This window comes from Flavobacterium sp. KBS0721, assembly GCF_002007065.3.
Taxonomy (GTDB): domain Bacteria; phylum Bacteroidota; class Bacteroidia; order Flavobacteriales; family Flavobacteriaceae; genus Flavobacterium; species Flavobacterium piscis.
Genome location: NZ_CP042170.1, coordinates 5,392,054 through 5,414,636, shown reverse-complemented (window position 1 = coordinate 5,414,636; position 22,583 = coordinate 5,392,054). Strand labels below are relative to the sequence as shown.

The 22,583-nt window shown below is 33.6% G+C and carries 13 protein-coding genes, 1 tRNA gene and 2 pseudogenes; 8 read left to right on the top strand and 8 right to left on the bottom strand.

Annotation, left to right across the window (positions count from 1 at the left end):
• Positions 1-83: 83 nt before the first annotated feature.
• The 5 genes from B0M43_RS22560 to B0M43_RS22540 all read right to left on the bottom strand — a co-directional run bounded on the left by B0M43_RS22560 (position 84) and on the right by B0M43_RS22540 (position 6,432).
• Positions 84-1,265 carry an acetyl-CoA C-acyltransferase gene (locus B0M43_RS22560; protein WP_073395273.1) on the bottom strand — a complete coding sequence of 394 codons (1,182 nt, stop codon included), beginning with the start codon at positions 1,263-1,265 and terminating at the stop codon, positions 84-86.
• A gap of 96 nt (positions 1,266-1,361) precedes the next feature.
• Complete coding sequence (locus tag B0M43_RS22555) at positions 1,362-3,752, bottom strand: 3-hydroxyacyl-CoA dehydrogenase/enoyl-CoA hydratase family protein (protein WP_078005492.1); 2,391 nt, start codon at positions 3,750-3,752, stop codon at positions 1,362-1,364.
• A gap of 70 nt (positions 3,753-3,822) precedes the next feature.
• Complete coding sequence (locus B0M43_RS22550; RefSeq protein ID WP_065450541.1) at positions 3,823-4,281, bottom strand: MarR family winged helix-turn-helix transcriptional regulator; 459 nt, start codon at positions 4,279-4,281, stop codon at positions 3,823-3,825.
• 221 nt (positions 4,282-4,502) lie between these two features.
• Positions 4,503-5,540: a YafY family protein gene (locus B0M43_RS22545; protein WP_078005491.1), complete on the bottom strand. Its 1,038-nt coding sequence runs from the start codon at positions 5,538-5,540 to the stop codon at positions 4,503-4,505.
• A 277-nt stretch (positions 5,541-5,817) separates the two neighbouring features.
• Positions 5,818-6,432 (bottom strand): hypothetical protein, encoded by a 615-nt coding sequence (locus B0M43_RS22540; protein ID WP_078005490.1) that lies wholly within the window; start codon positions 6,430-6,432, stop codon positions 5,818-5,820.
• 283 nt (positions 6,433-6,715) lie between these two features.
• Between B0M43_RS22540 and B0M43_RS24545 the strand changes: the two genes are divergently transcribed.
• The 8 genes and pseudogenes from B0M43_RS24545 (at position 6,716) to B0M43_RS22505 (ending at position 17,362) form a co-directional block, all read left to right on the top strand.
• Positions 6,716-6,833, top strand: a tRNA-OTHER gene (locus B0M43_RS24545).
• A gap of 240 nt (positions 6,834-7,073) precedes the next feature.
• Entirely contained in the window at positions 7,074-9,314 is a 2,241-nt protein-coding gene (locus tag B0M43_RS22535; protein WP_078005489.1) for a hypothetical protein, read from the top strand.
• Between the two features lie 254 nt (positions 9,315-9,568).
• Positions 9,569-10,585 carry an RNA ligase gene (locus B0M43_RS22530; protein ID WP_078005488.1) on the top strand — a complete coding sequence of 339 codons (1,017 nt, stop codon included), beginning with the start codon at positions 9,569-9,571 and terminating at the stop codon, positions 10,583-10,585.
• Position 10,586: 1 nt separating this feature from the next.
• Entirely contained in the window at positions 10,587-11,459 is an 873-nt protein-coding gene (locus tag B0M43_RS22525; RefSeq protein ID WP_078005487.1) for an AAA family ATPase, read from the top strand.
• Between the two features lie 205 nt (positions 11,460-11,664).
• On the top strand, positions 11,665-12,165 hold the full coding sequence (locus B0M43_RS22520; RefSeq protein WP_078005486.1) for a hypothetical protein: 501 nt from the start codon (positions 11,665-11,667) through the stop codon (positions 12,163-12,165).
• Positions 12,166-12,460: 295 nt separating this feature from the next.
• Positions 12,461-13,261: pseudogene (locus tag B0M43_RS22515) on the top strand (TatD family hydrolase).
• A gap of 312 nt (positions 13,262-13,573) precedes the next feature.
• Positions 13,574-13,966: a hypothetical protein gene (locus B0M43_RS22510; protein ID WP_078005485.1), complete on the top strand. Its 393-nt coding sequence runs from the start codon at positions 13,574-13,576 to the stop codon at positions 13,964-13,966.
• The gene (locus tag B0M43_RS22505; protein WP_078005484.1) at positions 13,967-17,362 is read left to right on the top strand and encodes a hypothetical protein; all 3,396 of its coding nucleotides are present in this window, start codon (positions 13,967-13,969) and stop codon (positions 17,360-17,362) included.
• 169 nt (positions 17,363-17,531) lie between these two features.
• Here B0M43_RS22505 and B0M43_RS24780 read toward each other — a convergent pair.
• From B0M43_RS24780 to B0M43_RS22490, 3 genes and pseudogenes are all read right to left on the bottom strand, one after another.
• Positions 17,532-17,627: pseudogene (locus B0M43_RS24780) on the bottom strand (transcriptional regulator); the annotation flags it as partial.
• Positions 17,628-17,642: 15 nt separating this feature from the next.
• Positions 17,643-18,971, bottom strand: coding sequence for a hypothetical protein (locus B0M43_RS22495; protein WP_078005483.1), 1,329 nt, complete (start codon positions 18,969-18,971; stop codon positions 17,643-17,645).
• 6 nt (positions 18,972-18,977) lie between these two features.
• Positions 18,978-22,070: a DUF6493 family protein gene (locus tag B0M43_RS22490; protein ID WP_078005482.1), complete on the bottom strand. Its 3,093-nt coding sequence runs from the start codon at positions 22,068-22,070 to the stop codon at positions 18,978-18,980.
• Positions 22,071-22,583 lie beyond the last annotated feature (513 nt).

Genomic DNA, 22,583 nt, shown 5'->3' with positions numbered 1-22,583 from the left:
TATTACTTTTTAAAATCTTTGCTCTTGTATATTCCTTCTCAAAAAAAAATCTTTCCTCTTGCTTCTTGGCTCTATTATCTCTTCTAAAGAACCTCGTAAATCCCCGCAGAACCTTGTCCAGTTCCCACACACATAGAAACAATTCCGTACTTATTTCCTCTGCGTTTCATCTCATCAAATAACTGAACAGAAAGTTTAGCTCCTGTACATCCCAGAGGATGACCTAAAGCGATCGCTCCACCGTTTACGTTTACGATATCCGGATTTAAACCTAACTCGCGAATTACAGCCAAAGACTGAGAAGCAAATGCTTCGTTTAATTCAACCAAGTCAATATCTTTCAATTCTAAACCAGCTTGTTTCAACGCTTTCGGAATAGCTTTTACAGGTCCGATACCCATAATTCTTGGCTCAACGCCAGATGAAGCAAAATTTACTAATCTGGCAATTGGCTCAAGGTTTAATTCTTTAACCATGTCCTCACTCATGATTAAAACAAAAGCAGCACCATCACTCATTTGTGATGAGTTACCTGCTGTAACGCTTCCGTCGGCAGCAAAAACGGGTCTCAATCCCGCTAAAGCAGCAACAGATGTTCCGGCTCTTGGACCTTCGTCTTGTTTTACAACGTATGATTTAGTTTCTTTTTTTCCATTTTCATTGATGAAAGTCTGATCAACTGTAATCGGAACGATTTGTTTGTCGAATTTTCCTTCAGCCTGCGCTTTTAAGGCTTTCATATGAGAGTTGTAAGCAAACTCATCCTGATCTTCTCTTGAGATTTTGTATTGGTTCGCAACCGCTTCAGCAGTTAAACCCATTCCCCAGTAATAATCTTCGTGACCTGCAGCGGCAACTTTATAATCCGGAGTTGGTTTGTAACCTCCCATCGGAATAAAACTCATACTTTCAGCTCCACCAGCGATAATACAATCTGCCATTCCTGATTGGATTTTAGCAGTTGCCATTCCGATAGTTTCTAATCCAGAAGCGCAATAACGGTTCACTGTAACACCAGGAACATCTTCCACTTTTAATCCCATCAAAGAGATCAAACGTCCAACGTTAAGTCCTTGTTCTGCTTCCGGCATGGCATTTCCTACCATAACGTCATCGATACGTTTTTTGTCGAAATCAGGCAGTTCATCCATCATAAACTGAATAGTTTCTGCTGCTAATTCATCAGGTCTTTTAAATCTAAAAACCCCTTTTGGTGCTTTTCCTACCGCAGTACGGTAAGCTTTTACGATATATGCTGTTTTCATTTGTTTTGTTTTTTTAAGATTTATTAGAAGAAAGAAGAAAGAGGCAAGAAGCAAGATATTTCTAAAGTCTTGCTTCTTGTTTCTTGCATCTATTTTCTAATTACGAAGTGGTTTTCCTTTAGTTAACATATACTGAATTCTCTCTAAAGTCTTACGCTCTGTACAAAGAGATAAGAAAGCTTCACGTTCGATATCTAATAAATATTGTTCAGATACTAAAGTTGCTTCAGATAAATCACCACCAGCCATTACGTAAGCCAGTTTGTTGGCGATTTTTTTATCGTGCTCAGAAATGTATTTTCCAGCTTCCATTTGATCAGTTCCAACTAAGAACATTCCTAATGCTTGTTTACCTAAAACCTTAACATCAGTTCTTTTGATAGGTTGTGTATAACCCGCTTCTGCCATTAACAAAGCATGTTTCTTAGCTTCAGCAATCTGACGATCTTTGTTTACTACGATAACATCTTTTCCATGTTGAAGAAGTCCTGTATCAAAAGCTTCGTAACCAGAAGTCGAAACTTTTGCCATTGCGATGGTTAAGAAATATTCCTGAAGAACGTTCAATTCCACATCGTTTTTACGGAATAAATCAGACGCTCTTAAAGCCATTTCTTTAGATCCACCACCACCAGGAAGTACACCAACACCAAATTCAACTAATCCCATGTATGTTTCTGCAGCAGCAACCACTTTATCAGCATGTAAGCTCATTTCGCATCCACCACCAAAAGTCATTCCGTGAGGAGCTACTACAACCGGAATAGAAGAGTAGCGAACACGCATCATTGTGTCCTGAAACATTTTGATTGCCATGTTCAATTCATCATATTCCTGCTCAACTGCCATCATAAATATCATTCCGATATTAGCTCCAACAGAGAAATTCGCTGCCTGATTACCAATAACTAAACCTTGGTATTCTTTTTCAGATAAGTCGATTGCTTTATTGATAGCCTGAAGTACATCGCCACCAATAGTATTCATTTTAGATTGGAATTCTAAGTTCAAAATTCCATCTCCTAAATCCTGAATGATTGCGCCACTATTGCTCCAAACTTTTTTGCTTTCGCGGATGTTGTTTAGAATAATAAATGAATCTTGTCCAGGAACTTTAACTTGTGATTTTGTTGGAATATTATAGAAATAAGAAGCTCCTTCTTTTACAGTGTAAAAACTGTCACTTCCGGAAGCTAACATTTCAGTAACCCATGCAGCTGGCTCTAAACCTTCTGCTTTCATGATTTCGATTCCGTTAGCAACACCAATCGCATCCCAAATTTCGAATGGACCATTTTCCCATCCAAAACCAGCTTTCATCGCATCATCAATTTTGTATAATTCGTCTGAGATTTCAGGAATTCTGTTTGAAACATAAGCAAACATTCCTGAGAAACTCTTACGGTAGAATTCTCCCGCTTTGTCTTTTCCTTTTACTAAAACTTTAAAACGATCGATAGGTTTATCAATAGTTTTTGTCAGTTCAAGAGTAGCAAAACTTGCTTTTTTAGCAGCGCGGTATTCTAATGTATCTAAGTCTAAAGACAAAATATCTTTATCTACTTTTTTATAAAATCCCTGACCGGTTTTGCTTCCTAACCATTTATTTTCCATCATTTTGTTGACGAAATCAGGAAGTTTAAACAATTCGTGCTGTTCGTCTGTTGGGCAGTTTTCATAAATACCGTTGGCAACGTGTACTAAAGTATCCAAACCAACAACGTCAACGGTACGGAAAGTAGCCGATTTTGGACGACCAATTACCGGACCAGTCAATTTATCAACTTCTTCAATAGTTAATCCCATTTCTTTAACCAAATGGAACAAACTCTGAATACCATAAATACCAATTCTATTTCCAATAAACGCCGGAGTATCTTTAGCAACAACCGAAGTTTTTCCTAAAAATTTAGATCCGTATTCGTTTAAGAAATCCAATACTTCAGTAGAAGTTTTTGGACCAGGAATAATTTCAAATAATTTTAAGTAACGCGCAGGGTTAAAAAAGTGAGTTCCGCAGAAGTGTTGTTGAAAATCTTCGCTTCTACCTTCGCTCATAAAATGAATCGGAATACCAGAAGTGTTTGAGGTAACCAAAGTTCCCGGAGTACGGAATTTTTCGATTTGTTCAAAAACTAGTTTTTTGATATCTAGACGTTCTACAACAACTTCGATAATCCAGTCAACATTGGCAATTTTTGCCATATCATCAGTCGTATTTCCAGTTGTGATTCGGCTAGCAAATTTTTGACTGTAAATAGGAGAAGGTTTCGATTTTAATGAATTCGCCAAATGTTCGTTTACCACACGGTTGCGAACGGCTTTACTTTCAAGTGTTAATCCTTTTTTAGCTTCAGCTTCTGTCAGTTCACGAGGTACGATGTCAAGAAGTAAAACTTCAACACCAATATTAGCAAAATGACAAGCTATACCTGAACCCATAATTCCGGATCCAATTACAGCAACTTTTTTAATTGTGCGTTTCATAAGTCGTTAAAATTTGTTTTTGTTTTTTGAATTTGGGATAAACCTTTTCATTACTATGAATGAAGTGGTATTATTCATTTTCTATTTTTTCTGTTTGATTAAATATATTTTTGTCCTGAATCAATTCGTTGATAATTTCAGAAACTTCAATAAAATGCTTTAGTTTTTCATCCGAAACATGTTTTCTAACCGTTTCATTAAATTTCAGCACCGTATTTTTAGATAAATCTCTTTTTTCTTTTCCAAATTCCGTCAGGTAGATCAAAACACCGCGGCCATCCGTTGGGTTTTTCTTTCGAACAATCAAACCTTTATCTTCCATCGATTTTAATGTTCTGGTCAGGCTCGTAGCTTCCATTCCCATTCTTGGACCTAAAGCAGTAGACGGAGTTCCTTCTTCTTTGTCAATACTCAAAAGTGCAAACCCGGTCGCCATTGTGGCATCGTATTTTGCAGCTTCTTCGTTGTACATTCTTGATACAGCTTGCCATGTAGCTCTCAAAATATAATCTATTGTTTTCTCTTTCATATGTAACTATATCGATTTCAAATATAATCAAAAAATACTATGCATGCATATTAATTTATGATAAATTTTTGGTTAGTAAAAAATTAACTCTGATTTAGAGTGGTTTATGGTTTAATTTTAATTGAAATATACTATTCTTTTTTGAAGTTTTAACAAATTTAATGCTGTAAAAATCGTTTTATGGTTTTAAATTAAGATTTAATTCTACATTTTGTAAAAAATCATGCGTTTAATTCAGTCTTATCTTCAGTACTATAGCGCGAAATTGCCTTTTCGAGGATCTTTTTCATACGATTTCGTAGATTTTCAGGTTTAATTACTTCGATACCATCACCAAAACCTAACAGAATGCGTTCCATTTCATAGTTAGGAGTAAGGAATATATGTACAATAATACTTTGATCCTCATTTTGTTTGATCAGTCGCTGCGAAGAATGCAACGGTTTTGTCAAAACATAAGGGGCGTTTACTGGATCAATCCAAAGTTCAATTCGTCTGGGTTGTGATCCTGTATTAACCGTAACGCCAATTACATTTTTATAAAACAAATCGGCATCAAAATCTTCTTCTAAATAAGGAAGATTAAAATCGTAATCAATCGAAATAATTCGATCCAAAGCCAAATTGGCAATAGGCTGAGAACCTTTTTTCTTTCCTACCAAAAACCATCTGTTATTAAATTCCTTCAAAATAAAAGGATGAAAATGAAATTTATTTTCCTCTCTCGATTTAAAAGATTTGTACGTAATCACCAGAACAATCTTTTTGATAATGGCCTGATATACTTCATCCAGATAATGCAGACCTTTTAAATTGTCATTTTTATCCAGATAAATAACGGGCTTCGTATGCGACTTTTCCGCATAGATTTTATCTTCCAAACGTTGTAAAATATCCGATACATCATTAAACAAGGAGAAATCTTTAAACTGTTTCAACATCGAAACGGTTTCGGTCAAAACATTCATATCCGTTTCCGTCAGCGGAATATCCGTTATCGAAAATTCGTCGTCTTCATATTTATAATATTTTTTATCATAAACAATAATTGGCGCATTATAACCCAGTTTTTCACTGCGCATCAGCTGAATATCCATTTGAATCGTTCGTTTACTAATCGGGTTTTCGCGGCCTTCATATTCAAACAAAGCTTCAGAACAGCATTCGATCAAATCTTCTAAAGTCCATTGCCGGTATTTATTTTGCAGACATTTGTCGATCGTTTTGTAGCGTATTAAGGCGTTCTTGTTTTGAGACATAGTTTTAAGGTTTTTGCCACGAAGGCGCTAAGACGCGAAGTTTTTTTAATGCCACGGATTAAAAGATAAGAAGGGATAAAAAATCTGCTTTATCTGCTAAATCTGCGAGAGAAAAATTTTGCGCTATTTTATTAAATTTTCTATTCCAATCTTCTCGTTCCTATTATCGTAGAGACGCACAGCAGTGCGTCTCTACAATATGCTGTTCGGTATCATCGTCTTTGAAGGCAAACCCGACAGGTTTTAAAAACCTGTCGGGTTTAACATAACGTAATATCTACGTCAACAACAAAATTTCCTTTTCAATATTAAATCTCGCTTTGTCCTCATACAATTTCCTGAATTCATCGGTTTGAAAAATAAACTCATTCTCCAGAAAATGTTTCAAAGCTTTAGCTCTTCCTGGTTTGTATAGAAAATCAGGATAAATACTATATTCTTTTCTAATCTGTTCAAAGTAAATTTGATAATCGTCCCAATCTCGGGCGAGAATCTTTAAATCAAAATCGATAAGCCAATTAATATCTTCAATTACATTATGCTGATGTTGTTGCGTAGCACAAATGGCATCAAAAACCAATTGTTTATTTAGTGTTGTATTTTCAGGCAAAATAGCCAAAGCATATTCAGCACTTTTGAGTTCGTTATTTTTTTTGGAAGCCGAATAAACAACATCATGATAAAAAATAGAAAATAATATTTCATTCGGATTATCAAGTTGATTATGATAGTTATCAAAACTTGCAATCATATCTTTTATATGTGCAAGATTATGATAATGCCTTGATTTTTTGGAATATGCCTTTTCTAAATCCATCCAGTTTTTCTGAATTTCATTTGCTGAAAAGCCAATATTTGAGAGTAATTCAGAATAAATTCGGTCTAAATTCATATTGTTTTTTAATCAAATATAAAATTCTTTTTTTACTGCGCAAAATAATTGCGCAGTAGTTCTGAAATCTTTGTTCAGGAAATAAAACAAATAGTATTTCTTAAAAGGAAACAAAAATTTTACTACGCAGAATAATTGCGCAAGAGTTTAGAAATCTTTGTTCAGAAAATAAAAACAAACGTTCATACAAATAAAAAGAATAAAACAGGTCAAGTTTGAGTTACTTCGAAAACACTTTCCAATGTACACACTTCTACCATTACCTTTTTATTCAATTTAAAATGAAGCAGTAGCTCAGCGGTTAGAGCAGGTAGTTTTGAAATTATCCTTCAAAGGTCAATCAAAACTTACTTCGTACACTTCTAATGTCCGGGTCGTGGGTTCGAATCCCACCTGTTTCACAATTAATGGTCAATTAAAACTTACTTCAGACAATTGGTAACTTTCGGTTCGAGTCCGAACAAGTTTTAAAATCATCATTAATAAAAAAGGAGAGTCAAGATGAACTTACTTCTCGGGGAAACCCATCAGATAAAACAGTTCATCAATTACACTCCAATTTCAGGTCAAGTGTTTCTTACTTCAAAATCTTTTAGGTAGAACTCAGAAACGCCATTATCTAAATTTTAAAAATAAAAAAAATGAAAACACAAGAATTATTAAAAATCAGTTTACGTCAAAACGCTATTTTCATTCCATCAGAAATGATTGCGAATGACGACAAAAATTTATCAGGAACAACAACAGTTTTAGCGGCCAATGTTTCAAAACTCGGATTTACATTTTCTGAGTCATTATTGCATGCTTTAAACAATGTAAACCCAAATTATAAAGTTGAGGTTTTAGAAGTTCTAAGAGAAGTTTTGGGAACAGCTAAAAACTGGGCGCCTTTGGTTAAAGAATGGAATATTCCAACCGGAGAATCTGCCATAGATCACGTTGCGACTTTTTTTGCCAATTTTTTTCAAACAAAAAACGGAACAACTTTGCAATGCGGACATATTATCCCAAACAATACTTTTCCTTTAGAAAGATACAATGGTTGTCCGTTTTGCGGAACTCCGTTTGAATTTGGAAAAATCGAAAATTACGGACAAGGAAGCAAATTAAAAGTTTTGGATTTATGGTCAGAAAAGGAATTGGAAGATTTCTACAAATCATTATTGCAATCTAAAACCGCTTTAGATGCTACGCAGGCAGATAGTTTAAAAATGGCGTTGAAATACTTGCCATTACCAAAAGTAGATATCGCAATGAAGGAAACTTTGATGTTGGTAATCGATGTTTTAATTGAAGAAGGTAAAGCCGAAAATGCGTGTCAGTATTTTAAATCGCCAACAGATATCTTAAGATATTTATGGTTCAAGAATACAGGATTGTTGCAAATTATTGAGCCAAAAACCATCATCAAACGAATATCTAAAAACGCAACTCATTTTTATAATCCTTTAGATACAAGTGCGCAGGCGAAAGTTGCGTCTCAAAAAGATTTGAAACTTAAATATTCCAGAAAAGAATGTTTGATGGTTGCATCCTGGTTGAATAATCTTGATATGGATGTTGAAACAATGTGCGAAATGATGCACCCAAAAAGAGGAATGTGGGTTCGTTTTATCCGAGCGCTTCGTTTGGCGGAGTACAGCAAAAGAAAAGGTTTTGAAAAATTAGCTTTTTTAATGGATGTGTTTTACAATCAGGTATATGACGTTTGGCAAAGTAAAGTAAACTCTTCAAGATTAAAATTTGATGCCGATAAAACATTTGCATTATTAAAACAACGTCCGGGATTGTTTGCACGTTCGTTATTCTCGAATATGCTATGGTTTGGTGCAGACGAAACCGTTGCTCATTTCGAAGAAATTATAGATAAAGTTCCTGCCAGATTGGTATTTACTTTGAACATGTATGCTCAAAATTATTTTGATAAAAACATGCAAAGAAGCGTAAAACCTTTAGGCGGAACCAACAAACGAATTGCGCCAAACGGTTTATTGAAATTGTACGATGATGATCAATTAGAAGCGATGAAAAACCAGATCGAAGAATTGTGTGTTTTGGCCATGAAAAAACGATTTGCAGCAATTGCTAACAAAAACAAAACGATCTATATTGATCCGCAATTGTTTAATATGCCAGTTTCGATTGGTGATAGAAGCGAAAATGTTCAGGATTTACCGGTTGCTTTAATGGGAACACGTTTCCCAATTGAAGGAAACGAAGTGCGATTGTTCATGCAATGGGGTGCAGGTTTGCCAGCGCAACATATGGATATGGATTTAAGCTGTCATATTGCGTATGAAGATAAAGCCGATATCTGTTCTTACCACCGATTGGAAACTATTGGTTGTAAACATAGCGGTGATATCAGAAGTATTCCGGCTAAAATTGGAACCGCTGAGTATATCAACATCAACATTGATGATTTGGCGAAAGCCAAAGCAAAATTTGTAACTTTTACTTGTAATGCGTTCAGCAACGGAAGTATAACGCCAAATCTTGTTGTGGGTTGGATGAACAGTAAACATCCGATGAAAATCTCTGAGAAAACCGGAGTTGCATACGATCCGTCTTGTGTAGATCATCAGGTTCGTGTAACGCAAAATGTTGCCAAAGGTTTGGTTTTTGGAGTTTTGGATGTAGCCAAAAGAGAAATCATTTGGTTAGAAATGACCTTTGGAGGACAAGTTGTACAAGGTTTGGATTTTAAAGGAGTTCAGGCATTATTAGCAAAACTAAGCAGCAAATTGAATATTGGTAGCTTGTTGCAACTTAAAGCGGAAGCCCAGGGTTTAACAATCATCCAAGATCAAAATGCCGATGAGGTTTACGATGCACAATGGGCGATAAATGCTGCGGCAGTTACGCAATTATTAATTGATTAAAAAAAGGGGCAAAGGTTCAGAGTTGCAAAGGGGCAAAGGTTTTTGTAGAGATGTATTGCTGTGCGTCTTGCAAAGTTTTTTATAAAAGTAATAAACGTACAGTTTGTCATTTCTCCTTGCGTCGAAATGACATAAAATGCGAAATCTGCGTAAAAACCTTTGTCCCTCTGAACCTCTGCAACTTTGTACCTTTTTAAAACTACGCAAAATAGCTGCGCAGTTGCTTTTGAATCTTTGTTTAAAGATAAGAACTAATGAATACAACGCTTTTAAAAGAAATGATTTCAAAAAATTATGTACGGGTAAACAAACATCCTGAACATGATTTATATATTTATAATTATACTCAAAATGCTCAATTTGAGAGAATTTGGAATGAGGTAACTTTAGCGTGCAGAGGTTTGATTTTAGATAAAAATGAAAACGTGGTTGCAAGACCTTTTCCTAAGTTTTTTAATTTAGGTGAACTGGAAAATCAAATTCTTCCTGAATCGACTTTTGAGGTTTACGATAAAATGGATGGTTCAATGGGAATTTTGTATTGGATTGATGAAGTTGCGTTTATGGCAAGCCGCGGTTCTTTTGCAAGCGATCAGTCGGATAAGGCGAATGAAATGCTGCACGGAAAATACAGAAATTCATGGCCGCTTTTGGATAAAAACAAAACCTATCTGTTTGAAATTATTTATCCTGAAAACCGAATTGTTTTAGATTACGGCGCAGCAGAAGAACTTGTTTTACTGGCCATTATTCATACAAAATCCGGAGAAGAATTTCCGCTTGAGGATATTGGTTTTCCTGTAGTTGAAAAATATGACGGAGTCAAAGATATTCTGACTTTAAAAGAAATGAATATCGCCAATAAAGAAGGTTTTATCATTAAGTATGCGAACAATTTCAGAGTGAAAATTAAGTTCGATGAATACCTTCGTTTACACCGAATTATCACTCAGGTTTCGAATTTGAATATTTGGGAATATTTGAAAACCAATCAATCAATGGAAGAAATTTTGGAACGCGTTCCAGATGAATTTTTCGATTGGGTAAAACAAACCAAAAGGGATTTAGAGAATAAATATTCGGTAATAGAAGTTCAATGTAAGGCAGATTTTAAAGTTTTGGAATCACGCAAAGAAACGGCTTTGTATTTCATGACTTGTCAATATCCGGGAGTTTTGTTTGCAATGCTGAATAACAAAAATTATTCGGAGATTATCTGGAAAATGATTCGCCCGGTATTTGAAAAACCGTTTAATAGAGAAGAAGAATAAAATGAGAAAAGTAATTTTAATGAAAGGATTGCCGGGAAGCGGAAAATCGACTTTGGCAAAAAAGATAATTGCAGAAAACCCTGAGACCTACAAACGAATTAACAGAGACGATTTGCGCGCAATGTTTGATAACGGAAATACTAGTGATAAAAACGAAAAATTCGTTAAAAAAGTACGTGATTTATTAATAGTAAATGCTCTTGAAGAGGGAAAAAGCATTGTGATTGATGATACGAATTTATCTGAAACAAATCTAAGACGCGTTTCTCAATTGGTTCAGGAATATAACACAAAATTCAATGAAAAGGTTGAAATTGAGGTTATGGAAGTTAATACAGATGTTGCGGTTTGTCTAGAACGAGATGCGTTGAGAGAAAAACCGGTTGGAGAAAAAGTAATCAGAAAAATGCACAGACAATTTTTTAAAGATTCTCCGGAATACTGCCCTCAAAACTCTGATCTGCCAAAAGCTATAATTTGCGATCTTGACGGAACGCTGGCTTTAATGAACGGAAGAAATCCTTTTGATGCCAGTAAATGTGATGAAGACGAAATCAATAATCCGGTGGCGAATGTGTTGCGAAATTACAAGAAATTGGGATATGAAATATTGCTGGTTTCAGGAAGAGAAGACCGATACAAAGAACCAACATTGCGATTCCTGGAAAAACACGAAATCGAATACGACGACCTGATCATGCGTAAAACCAAAGACAGCCGAAAAGATTCGATCATAAAAACCGAAATCTATAACGAGTTTATCAAAGATAAATACTTTGTAGAATTCGTTCTGGACGACAGAAATCAAGTTGTCGACACTTGGAGAAATGATCTAAAATTGCCATGCTTCCAGGTATATTACGGGGATTTTTAACTTGAAGGTGCTGAGGTTCTAAGTTGCTAAGATACTAAGGGAAAAAACTTTGAGGATCTGCTTGATACTATCGGGATTGCAAGATTAAATCCAGACAAAGAGAACAAAAAACTTAGCGTCTTAGTGCCTTAGTGGCAAAAAAAAACCAGACAAAGAGAATAAAAAACTTTGCGTCCTAGCGCCTTAGTGGCAAAAAAAAACAGACATGGAACTAGTAAACAAAGACTTTGAAATACTCACAGATTACATCCTGACCTTTCATTCGTATAAATACCTCAATATCGATCTAATCGAAGACTGGGCCATCGAATTGATCAATTCCGGTTATGAGAGTGAAGCTATTTATAACTTGGCTTGTTTCTATAAACCAATTGATTCTGGTGAAGTTCAGCCTTATCTGGAAGCCGTTCTCTCAGAATTGAATCTAACGACAAAAAACAAAGAGGAATCTCAAAAAAGTCATATAAGATATTTTCTAAATAAAGTAGCGAAACATGACGATGTGAGAGGTAACCTGAAAAGAATGCTCCATCTCTATTGCGACTTTGATGTAGACAAAGACATAATCGATCTGTCTGTTCTTGATGATGCTTGGGATGATTTGATAGCAGGCCAGGTCAATTGGTATTATAAAGATGTTAGTCTGGATACTATAGAACAAGAAGTTATAGTAATGGCCCAAAAATGGCTTTATGAAAATTTATAGAGAAGGTTCAAAGGTTCAGAGTTGCAAAGGGACAAAGTTTTTTCACTGCAAATACTTGGTGTAATACCCATTTTATGTCATTTCGACGAAGGAGAAATCACACTCGAGACTCGACAAAGATTAGCAAATTCCTGAATGGAATTACTAGTGTGATTTCTCCTTCGTCGAAATGATAAACTTTGTGTAAAAACTTTGTGACTTAGCGCCTTAGCGGCAAAATAAATAAAGATTAACAAAGACTCAAAAAATAAAAAAACTTTGTGTCTTAGTGCCTTAGTGGCAAAAAACAACAAATATGAATACATACATAGACATAGGAATCAACCTAACCAATAAACAATTCCAAAACGACATAGACGATGTCGTACAAAACGCTTTAGATGCCGACGTATCGCAAATGATCCTAACCGGAACAAGTGTAAGAAACAGTGAAGAATCTGCACGAATAGCAAAAGAATATCCCGGAATATTATATGCTACAGCCGGAATTCACCCGCATGATGCGAAGAGTTTTGATGCGCAGAGTATTTCGAAACTGCGAAATTTACTAAAACAGAAACACGTAGTTTCGGTAGGCGAGTGCGGACTCGATTTTGATCGTGACTTTTCGCCCAGAAATGTTCAGGAAACCTGTTACAAAGCCCAGTTAGAATTGGCGATTGAAGTTCAGAAATCTTTGTTTTTGCACGAAAGAGCCGCTTTTACAAAGTTTATGGACATTACAAAAGACTATTTGCCACAATTGCCAAAAGCCGTTGTGCATTGCTTTACCGGAACTTTGCAGGAAGCCAAAACCTATCTCGATAACGGATTTTATCTTGGTTTTACCTGAGCAATATCCGACAGTAAACGTTTTGAGCATTTAAAAGAAGTGATTCAATACGTACCGCTGGACAGAATGATGATCGAAACCGATGCGCCATTCATGCTGCCGAAAAACGTACCCAATAGTCTCCTGAAAAAATACCACGAACGCCGTTGCGAACCTGCTTTTCTGCCTTTTGTTGCAGCAACTGTGGCGCAGTTTAAAGGAGTTTCAGGGATTGTGGTTGCGGAGGAAACTACTAGGAATGCTAAAAGTTTTTTTGGCATCTAGTTTGGTTTCCTAACAGGTTTCCAAAACCTGTTAGGTATATATTTAGCGATTTAATTTTGTAGGCTTTTAAATCAGGGGTTTGTACTTGGTTTGAAGGCTTTTGTTTATATATATTTGAGAAGTATTCAATTGCTATATTTATGGAAAGCCGTAAAAAAGGGTTTAAAATTTTATTCATCTTTGATTAAAATGTTTCCAAAATAATGATCAAACTCACAGTTTAATTAGAAAAATGAGAGTATATTAGAAGACAGGAAGAAGTTGAATAAGAAGTAAGATTTATTAGTAATAATTAGTTGAAAAAAAAATATTATGGAACCAATTACAATGGCAGTTATTACACCTTTTTTAATTGAATTAGGTAAAAAAGGATATGAAAAGTTTACAGAAAAAGGGATTAATAGCATTTCTGAAGGAGCAATAACATGGATAAAATCTTTATTTATTAAAGACGAAAAACCAAAGAAAGCACTATTAGAACTGCAAGAACAACCTGAGAATAAAGAAAAACAAAATATTGTAAAAGCAATAATTGAAAACTCAATAGAAGATAATCCAGAATTTGCAATTTATTTAAAAGAACTAATTGAAAAACTACCAAAAAACACAAATATCATTTCAAGTACTAAAAATGTAATTACAGGAAATGTAAATACTGGTGGTGGAAGTTTTATCAACGGGGATAATAATCAAATAGTTAATTAAATGGAGTATAATAAAAATATTATTGGTTCTGCTGAGACACAAGGCGGAGATGTAATTAATGGTGATAATAATATTCTTATTAAGATTGTTGATGGATTGTCACTTCTACTTAATGATTATAAAAAACAATTAGATGAGTTTAACAGCTTAATTTTAGCATTTAAACCAAAAACAGCCTTGGATTTAATTATAAATTTAGAAAAAAGGGTTAATGAAAATAGTAGTAAAAGTGATAATAAAATAACTAGCAAAATATATTTTCTTAAAGGCCTTTGTAAAAGGGAATTAGAAGGTTTTCCAAAAGAAGAATCAGCATTAGATTTTATTAAAGCATATAATTTAAACAATGAAGATGAGGAATTAAAAATTAGAGCTTGTATCGAATACTTAAACATTTCTGAAAAAAGTAAAGCAATTGATTTAGCAAATAATATTTTACTATTAGATAATTACAATCTTACGGCTTGGTTTGTAAAATCAGTAACTTCAGATGATATTAAATCTTTTTTGCAATCTGTACCTAAAATTGTTCATGATAATTACACTTTTCAACACAACATAATTTATTTTCTGCTGGGTAAAAAAAATAATAATTTAAAAGATTATGGCCTTAAATTGTCATTTGATTTTAATAAATATGTCGAAGTTACCTTTGAAAACAGACCAGCATGGATAATATGTCTTGATCTACTTATGACTACGATTATTAATAGACTTCCAAAAAAATACGTATCAGGAGAAAACTTTATAATACAAGACGATCCGGAATTGGTAAAGGCTATAGATTTACTTGAAGTTTATATAAATAGGTTAGAGTTAACAGAAATTTCAAATACTTCAAAACATCAAAAGTTTTTTTTGAATTATCTAAAATATTTGAGTACAAATGATGATTTGTATTTTAAGTCGGTGGGACAACATTATAATGAATTGGCAAAACCTCACTGGTTTTATACTCTTTTCTACTGTCAATTGACAAATCATAAAAAAGAATTCGAATTATCATTATATAATTTACTTGAATATGAACGAGTAAAAGGGGAATTACATTTAGAATTCTATCTTTTTAAATTTATTGTTCTTCATTTTCTTTCAAAAGATGAAGAGATTGAGAAACTTTACACTAAATATTTAAATTCTATAAGTATAATTGACTATCGGCACTTATTTATTTTAATAGATATTTTAGATATTGTCCAACAACATACTGATGGCAATGATAAATTCATAGTGCAATTTAATAAAGTTCTAGAAAAAAGATTTGATGTTGATGATCTAAAAGTATTATTAAAAGCAACAATTGAATTAAAGTGTATTGGATATAACGACAAAGGAGCAATTTTATCATCTTTAGATTCTATTAAAGAGAGTAACTTAATTGATAATAATTGTAAAAATCTAATTGCTGAAAATTTAAATAAACTTGGAAAACCTCTTGATTCATTAAATTTAATGGATACTTACATTGATAAAACGGTTATTTCCGAATCACTTAAATTGTACATATTTATTCTTCAAAGTTTGCTACAAAATAAAGAGGAAACACCAAAAGGGAAAGCTCAGGAATTATTAAAATTATTAAAATTTTGGAGAGAAGAGAGCAATTATATAGAGGAAAGTTTGTTACGTATAGAGCATGATTTATATGCCAAAATAAATGATTTAGATAATCTTGAAAAAGTAGATAAGTTACTTTATTGCAATTTTCCTGAGAATTTTAGTTATTTATATTTCTATCTAACCGTGCTTGAGAGAAAATCTAGTTTTAATGAAGTTAAAGAGATTTCACTGTCAATTCCTACTGTTTACGATGATGAAAGATTGGGGATTGCAATTAGTGGAGTTTTATTAAGAAATAAGAATAATGTAAAAAAAGGATTTGAAATTTTATACAAATTAGCTATAGATCAAAACAATACTGAAGCAAGGCAAAACTATTTTGCTGGTTCCTTGTTATTTAATGATCATTTTGAAAATTACAATTCAGTTGAGCTAGGTCATTGGGTCATCCATATTGTTGACGGGAAAATAGAAAAAAGAAAAATCGTAAAAGCAGAAGGGATACAGAAGGACTTTTTAGGTAAAAAGGTTGGTGATAAATTCATAAATGTTAACGTATTGACAAATAAAGAAAGTATAATTGAAATTAAAGAAATTTTCAATGATGCATTAAATTTATTTCGAGATATAGCAAATGAAGCTGAGAATCCTATTAATGAATTAGGTCTTCAATCATTAAAAATTCCTGATGATATAAATGAATTTCCAAAATTTTTAGTTGAACAATTTGGTTCTATTGGGACTACCGAAAAAATTAGAAAAGATAATCTTTTAAATGATTATTATAATTCTCGAATTGGTTTTCTTGCAATTGTACATACTGTTTTTAAGGGTAAATTTATAGAAGCATATTTGAATTTAACAAACAATAAAGATTCTAGATTTACAACAATACCAAATATATTTACTGCTAAATTACAAAAAGAAGAGGGGATTTTAAAATTTGTATTAGATTTTAGCACATTAGTGCTTTTCTACTATTTAGAAATTGAATTAAAATTTAAATTCAAGCATAAGTTTATTATTTCACAAAACACAAAATGTCAAATACAAAATGAAATTATATTAATAAACAATTCACCAGAATCGACCTTAAGTGTAAATGTAACAACTGAGGGAGTTAGAAATCATTTTTATCCTGATGATATAAATAATCAGAGAGTAGTTTTCTTGCAATCAATAATAAATTGGATTGATAATAATTGTGAAATTGATTTAGTAGCAGAGAAATTAGATGTTGTTTTAAAATTAACCCGAAAAGAAGAAATCGAAAATAGTATTATAGATAATATGATTGATTCCTTACATCTTTCTATAAGAGAAAATCATAGGATTGTTAGTAGTGATATTGCTGTCTTTTTATTTGAGACGAATAAAGGGAATAATAATTTTTTAAATCCTGAAAAATATCTATTGACGTATTATTTTGAAAACTGTAATTATTCGTTTTATAGGTTTTTGTTGAAATCGAATTATTTGGGAATTGATATAAACTTTGAAACTTTAAAAAATGAGTTTTCTGCTTTTAAAAATGGAAAAGAGAATTATTACCTTTTAGTGTTAGAAAATTTACAGTTTTCAGTAAATAATAACCCTGATGTAATAATTTTAAGTATTGAATTTCTTGAATACATTTATTTCGATAATTTAATATCTATAACTGATAAAAATAATTATGCTTTTCAATTATTTATAAACATTTTCAATGGAATGTCTGTAGAGCTAATCAGACAATATCAATCATGCCTAATTAATAAATCAACATTATTTGGTAATTATTATGATCATATTTTTAATGAGTTTACTAGGGTAAAAACTATGTCTATCAAATCTTAAGTTTAATAAATAAAAATAAAAGCTAAATCATTTGGGAATTCGTATTAATAAACAAAGATTTTAAATCGTTAAAGGCATTTTAGAGTTACCATAATTCCAATAAAAACAAAAAAAATGCGCAATTCCTATTGCGCATTTTATATATAAAATATTCTCGTTATCAAGAATATTATTTCAATTTCATCAATTTTTCTAAATACCCAACCTTCTCCCTTTCAGCCAAAACCAAACGCTCATAAAGCTCAATAACTTTATCAAGAGGATTTAAGAAATATATAATTTAAGAAATCATCATTTTCACTCCCAAAATATGCTTGCAAATCCCTCTTTTGCCCTGATAAGCCGTAAACCAGTCACAAGTACATCTTTGCGAATTGTGGTCGATAATGACTTTGTGTACAACGCCGGAACCTTTTACTTTGGCTTCGATATAATCGGCTCTTCGTTCGACGATTTCGATATCTTCGTTCGCTAATAGTTTTTTGGCATTTTTAAGTCTTGGGTTAAGCGATAAAATGCGTTCGGTTTTAAAAGGGAGACGACGATAGAAATGCGCTTTTTCGCTTAAATCATAACCTAATAATCCCATCGAGGATAAATTCGAAGTCAGATTGTCCATTGTGCCAAAATCGATATCATTTTCTATAGAAAGCATTGTTGGGTCAAACGTTTCATTCGATTTAAGTAAACTGTTCAATCCGTAAACCCATTCTATAGGTAAATTTTCGGTCATGGTTTCGAGTACATTTCCTTCGCCTGAAAATCCTCGGTACGAATCAGGAGAAAAAGCCATTAAGAGCTGCATTTTTCCAAATTCGGCGACTATTGCACAAGTTTGTTTGTCTGTCGATTCGTAAATGAAGATTTTGTCTACAATAGCCAGAATTCCTTCTAATAAACGCAATCTTTGCACGCCACCAATTCTAACACTATCGGCTGTAGCCAAAGTCGAAAACATAAATTTACCTGCTCTTTTGGTAATAAAAAAATCACCTTTTACAGTTCCTTTTGGTAAACTCTGAAACAACTGAATCGTCTGAATTTTATTCAGTTCAAACTTAATATCCATATCTGCGAGATACAATTGCACGCTCGTTAAACCTTTTATCCAGCGCATAGGTAAAGTCACTTTTTTCTCGGTTACTTTTGTTTTGCTGGTAATGACCTGAACATCCTGCTGACCAACGGCAAGTGTTACTTTTTCGTTTTTCTGAATCGCATTCAAAGCATTCAGCATCGGATCATTAAAATCGACATTCGTAGTTCCGTTGGCAATAAATTCACCGTCGATCGCTTCGGGTTTCATATCCAGTCGTACATAAACGCCATTACAAGACGAAAAACCTTCGAAACGCAAGCGCTCAGATCCTGCTGAAACAATAGGATCGCGAAGACTTGGCGGAACGGGTCCAAAACTGGAACGAACCACTTTGGCAATCGTAGTCCAGCATTTTGCGGTAACATAAGGATCAGTCAGATTTCCCCAGAAAAAACACGGAATGTTATTGACTTCCTCAATTTCGGTTTGATGTGCCAGAACCAGATTGTTGATGCCTTTGGTTTTACTGTAAGTCGAAATTCCTTTATAATTATATTCGAGATCTGTCATTTTTCTTTATTTTAAAATTTGCTTAATCAATGATTTAAGCGATGCATTATCTTTCCATTTTTCGAAGAAAACAATGGCTTCCGCAGATGGTTTCTGATTGGTTTTGGTTAAAATATCAAGATAGTTTTCTATTATTTTCTTGAAGTTGGTTGGCAATTTATCTTTTAAATCAAGATTGGCAAAGAAAGCGTTTAACAACTTCAATAAAGCATTATTGTGCAATGGCGAAACATCTTTTATGGCAATTAATCCGTCGACCAATCTTAAAAATACACCATATTTTTCGGTGGCGAGATACGCTATTTTCTGAGCAAAAAGTTCGATATCAATAGTTTGTTTTTCGATAAGATGAATCAAAACTTCTGAAGCCATTAATCGTAAATCCTTCTTTTCCTGAAAGAAACAGCAGGCATATAAAAGCAGGCTAATGTCTGAGAATCTAAACTCTGGTCGGTTGATAACGTCCAGAAATCCTTTTAATTCCGGTTTTGCTCCATCGGCAATATTACAATTGTGCAATAAAGTCAACGCGAGAGCATCGGAGTTTTGCGGGGTAAGACTGTGCCAGAAATAGGTGTTTCCGGCATAATTGATATTATAATCCCAAGTGTTTGATCGCTTGTAAACATCCTGGCTGTACAGCAAATAATTGGGGATTTTAGAATAATTAGGCAAATCAAATCCTAGTTCATACCAGGATGGTGTTCGTTCTTTTTCTTTGGTTTGATAATTCGTCCATTCGTTCCATTTTTCCTTAAACTCGACCTTAGGTTTAAAAGGAGATACCACAAACGGAATCTCTTTTAGATATGTATTCTCAAATTCAGGGAAAGTATCGTTAGGATAAAATGTTCTTGCTGCAACCGCCCAAAGCGATAGGTTTCCGGTTTCTTTGGTCGTTTTTCCCATTGTTGCCAATAGTTTCGAGAACAGAGAAGTATCGTCTAATTCGACTTTCTCATTTACGCCCAGACAAAACGATAATAAGGGTTTGAGTTCACCTTCGATCTTATCCAATAACGGAATGGCTTCTTCAACATTTTCTCTGGGCATACGGGCAATTGCAATAGCCAGATCGACAGCGTCAATTTCTTCCTTTGTATTTTGGTACGCAATAACCCTTTCTAACAAAACTTTTGGAGCAACCCAATACGGTTTATGACTGGGGAAAGAGAGCAGGGGCAAAGTAGAATTGGAATCTATTTTTTGCTGTACTTTTTCCATTAAAGGCTGCATTAACAAAGTGGTAATAATCTTTGAATAATGATTGACTTTACTATTGAATTTATTATCGATGTTGGCGATTTTAGATTGTAAAAATGCCTTCACGAAATTTTTGTGAGTTGCTTCAAAATAATGTTTCTGCAATTGTTTTTCATAAGGCTGCAATTGCGCGCTATAATCTGCCGGAAACAAATCACGTTGCGAGATATAAATGTTCAGTAGAATTTCTGAATCTACCGTTTCTTCTGAATTGATGAAATTTCCAAACTGAAAAACGACATCGTTCCAATCCTTTGGCAACTGAACTTCTTCTGTAAGCAATAATTCTTGTTGAGGTTCGAATGTATATTCTTCATGAGCAGCATCATCGACAGCCAGCGCATCTTCGTCTAAAAACTGGGTTAATCCTGATTTGATATTTCCCTGCATCAGCGTTACGTATGAGGATAATTTCTCTTTTAGCACTTTATCTTTTACGTTCGCAATTTTGGTAATAATTTTGGTAGCACGTTCCTGCAAAGCCAGATCAGCAATCACATAAACATCGGCAATAATGGATGATATAGTGGCGCTTAGTTTTGGGTTTGATTTATTTATTTTCTCGAGAATTGGTAAAACGTTTTTAATAGCTGCTTTACAATCGCTGCGCATCATAAGCGGTTCAAGCCATTCGAGAAATGATTTGGTTTTGAATTTTGGATGATCGTAAATTTTCTTGATCAGTTCAATTCCGTAACTCGTTATAGGCGGATACGGATTGTGTAGAAAAGAGAAAATATTTTCCTGGTAAAGAATAAGTTCATCGGCAGTAACATTAAATTCTTCGATTCTTTTTCTAAAGAAAGATTTGAGGTTATTGTTCCATTCTTTGGTTTGAATCTGGATAGCATTTTCGATAAAAAACGCACGTTCCATCTTTTTTTCGTCTAATAAAGATTTGTAAATAACGGCCCAGGTCTGGAATTCATCATGTTTCTGTTTGTCGTTTTCCCTAAAGAAACTGTTGTGCAGAATCGTTTCATAATTAAACAATTCAGGAATATCCCTTTTCCAGGTTAGTTGATCATTTAATGAATTATTAATGAACCTTCTGGTCTTCATTTTGGCACGCCATTCATTTGTTGCGGCAAGTGTCAAAGCGTATAATTCAGGATTGAATACTAATAAATGCTGCTCTTCGAGTTGGCGCAGCGTATGATAATTAAATCCCACCCAATCTTGCCTTTTTACTTTGTCTAAAATAAAAGTATCAAGCCAGTTTGGTTTTGCCCATAATAAAACCTCCATCACCTGAGGCTTTTCATCAATTTCGTTCAGTAAGCTCAAAGCTTCATCCCAGGAATTGATATCTGCTTTATCAAATAGGGCGATGGCACTTAGGGTAATAATATCACTTTGTTTTTTATCGCCGCGGGTTCCCCAACCATAATCGTGTTTGTCTTTTTTTACATAACCCGGATCTTTGGTAAGATCAGTATAGGTCATAAAATAACGTTTACTTTTCTTGATCAGTTTTTTTAGAGCTTCAATATTTCCTTTTGATTTTTCTTTCAGGAAAGGCAATAGCAAATCTATATTTTTAGATTTTACAATTGCGTCATATTCTTCCAGAACTTCATCAGATTTTGCGCTTTTTGCGGTTTTAGGTTTTGAAGCTACAGCAACATCACCAGTTTCTGAATATCCTTTTTTTACTTTTTCGGCCAGTATTTTTTCTGCTGATTTCAGACATTCTTCGTCTGTAGAAAATGATTTGGTTTGAGAAGTTCCCGATGTTCCGTTTTTGCCGTAAGTCACAGTGTATTCTAATCCTGTAACTTCAATTTGCCAAAACTTATCAGAATTTCCGTCTATGTATTTTAAATATTTTTTCATGGTATTTTAAAGACTGAATTTGATAAAAAATAATGCGTGCGTATATTCTCAAAAATATAAAATTATTAAGGTTTATAGGCTTTTTTAAGGGAAAATTTAGGTTAAAATTGATCACTGTCTTATAAATATTTCAGTGCGAATACTATGCAAATGTTAAAATATATTGTACATTTGGTCCTGAAATGGAAACAAAACACATATATATCAATCTGTCAGTAAGACAATATAGTGATCGTTTAGCCGGATTTATCTCGGCTGAAGGTTCAGGATGTAATATGTATTTTAATGAATTGAAGTGTAAATTGTAGTTACAAACTCAACATAAATATATAAAAGCGTCCTTTTTGGGGCGCTTTTTTTGTTTTTGTACACTGAGAGAAGTCGAAGCGCGACACTTTTCCGATAGGGTCGGAATCGTTCAGGATGATAATTTATATTGCTTAGTAGGATAGAAAATGATAAAAAATAACTTTTAACTAAAAAAAATTAAAATAATAATAGATGAAATGTTAC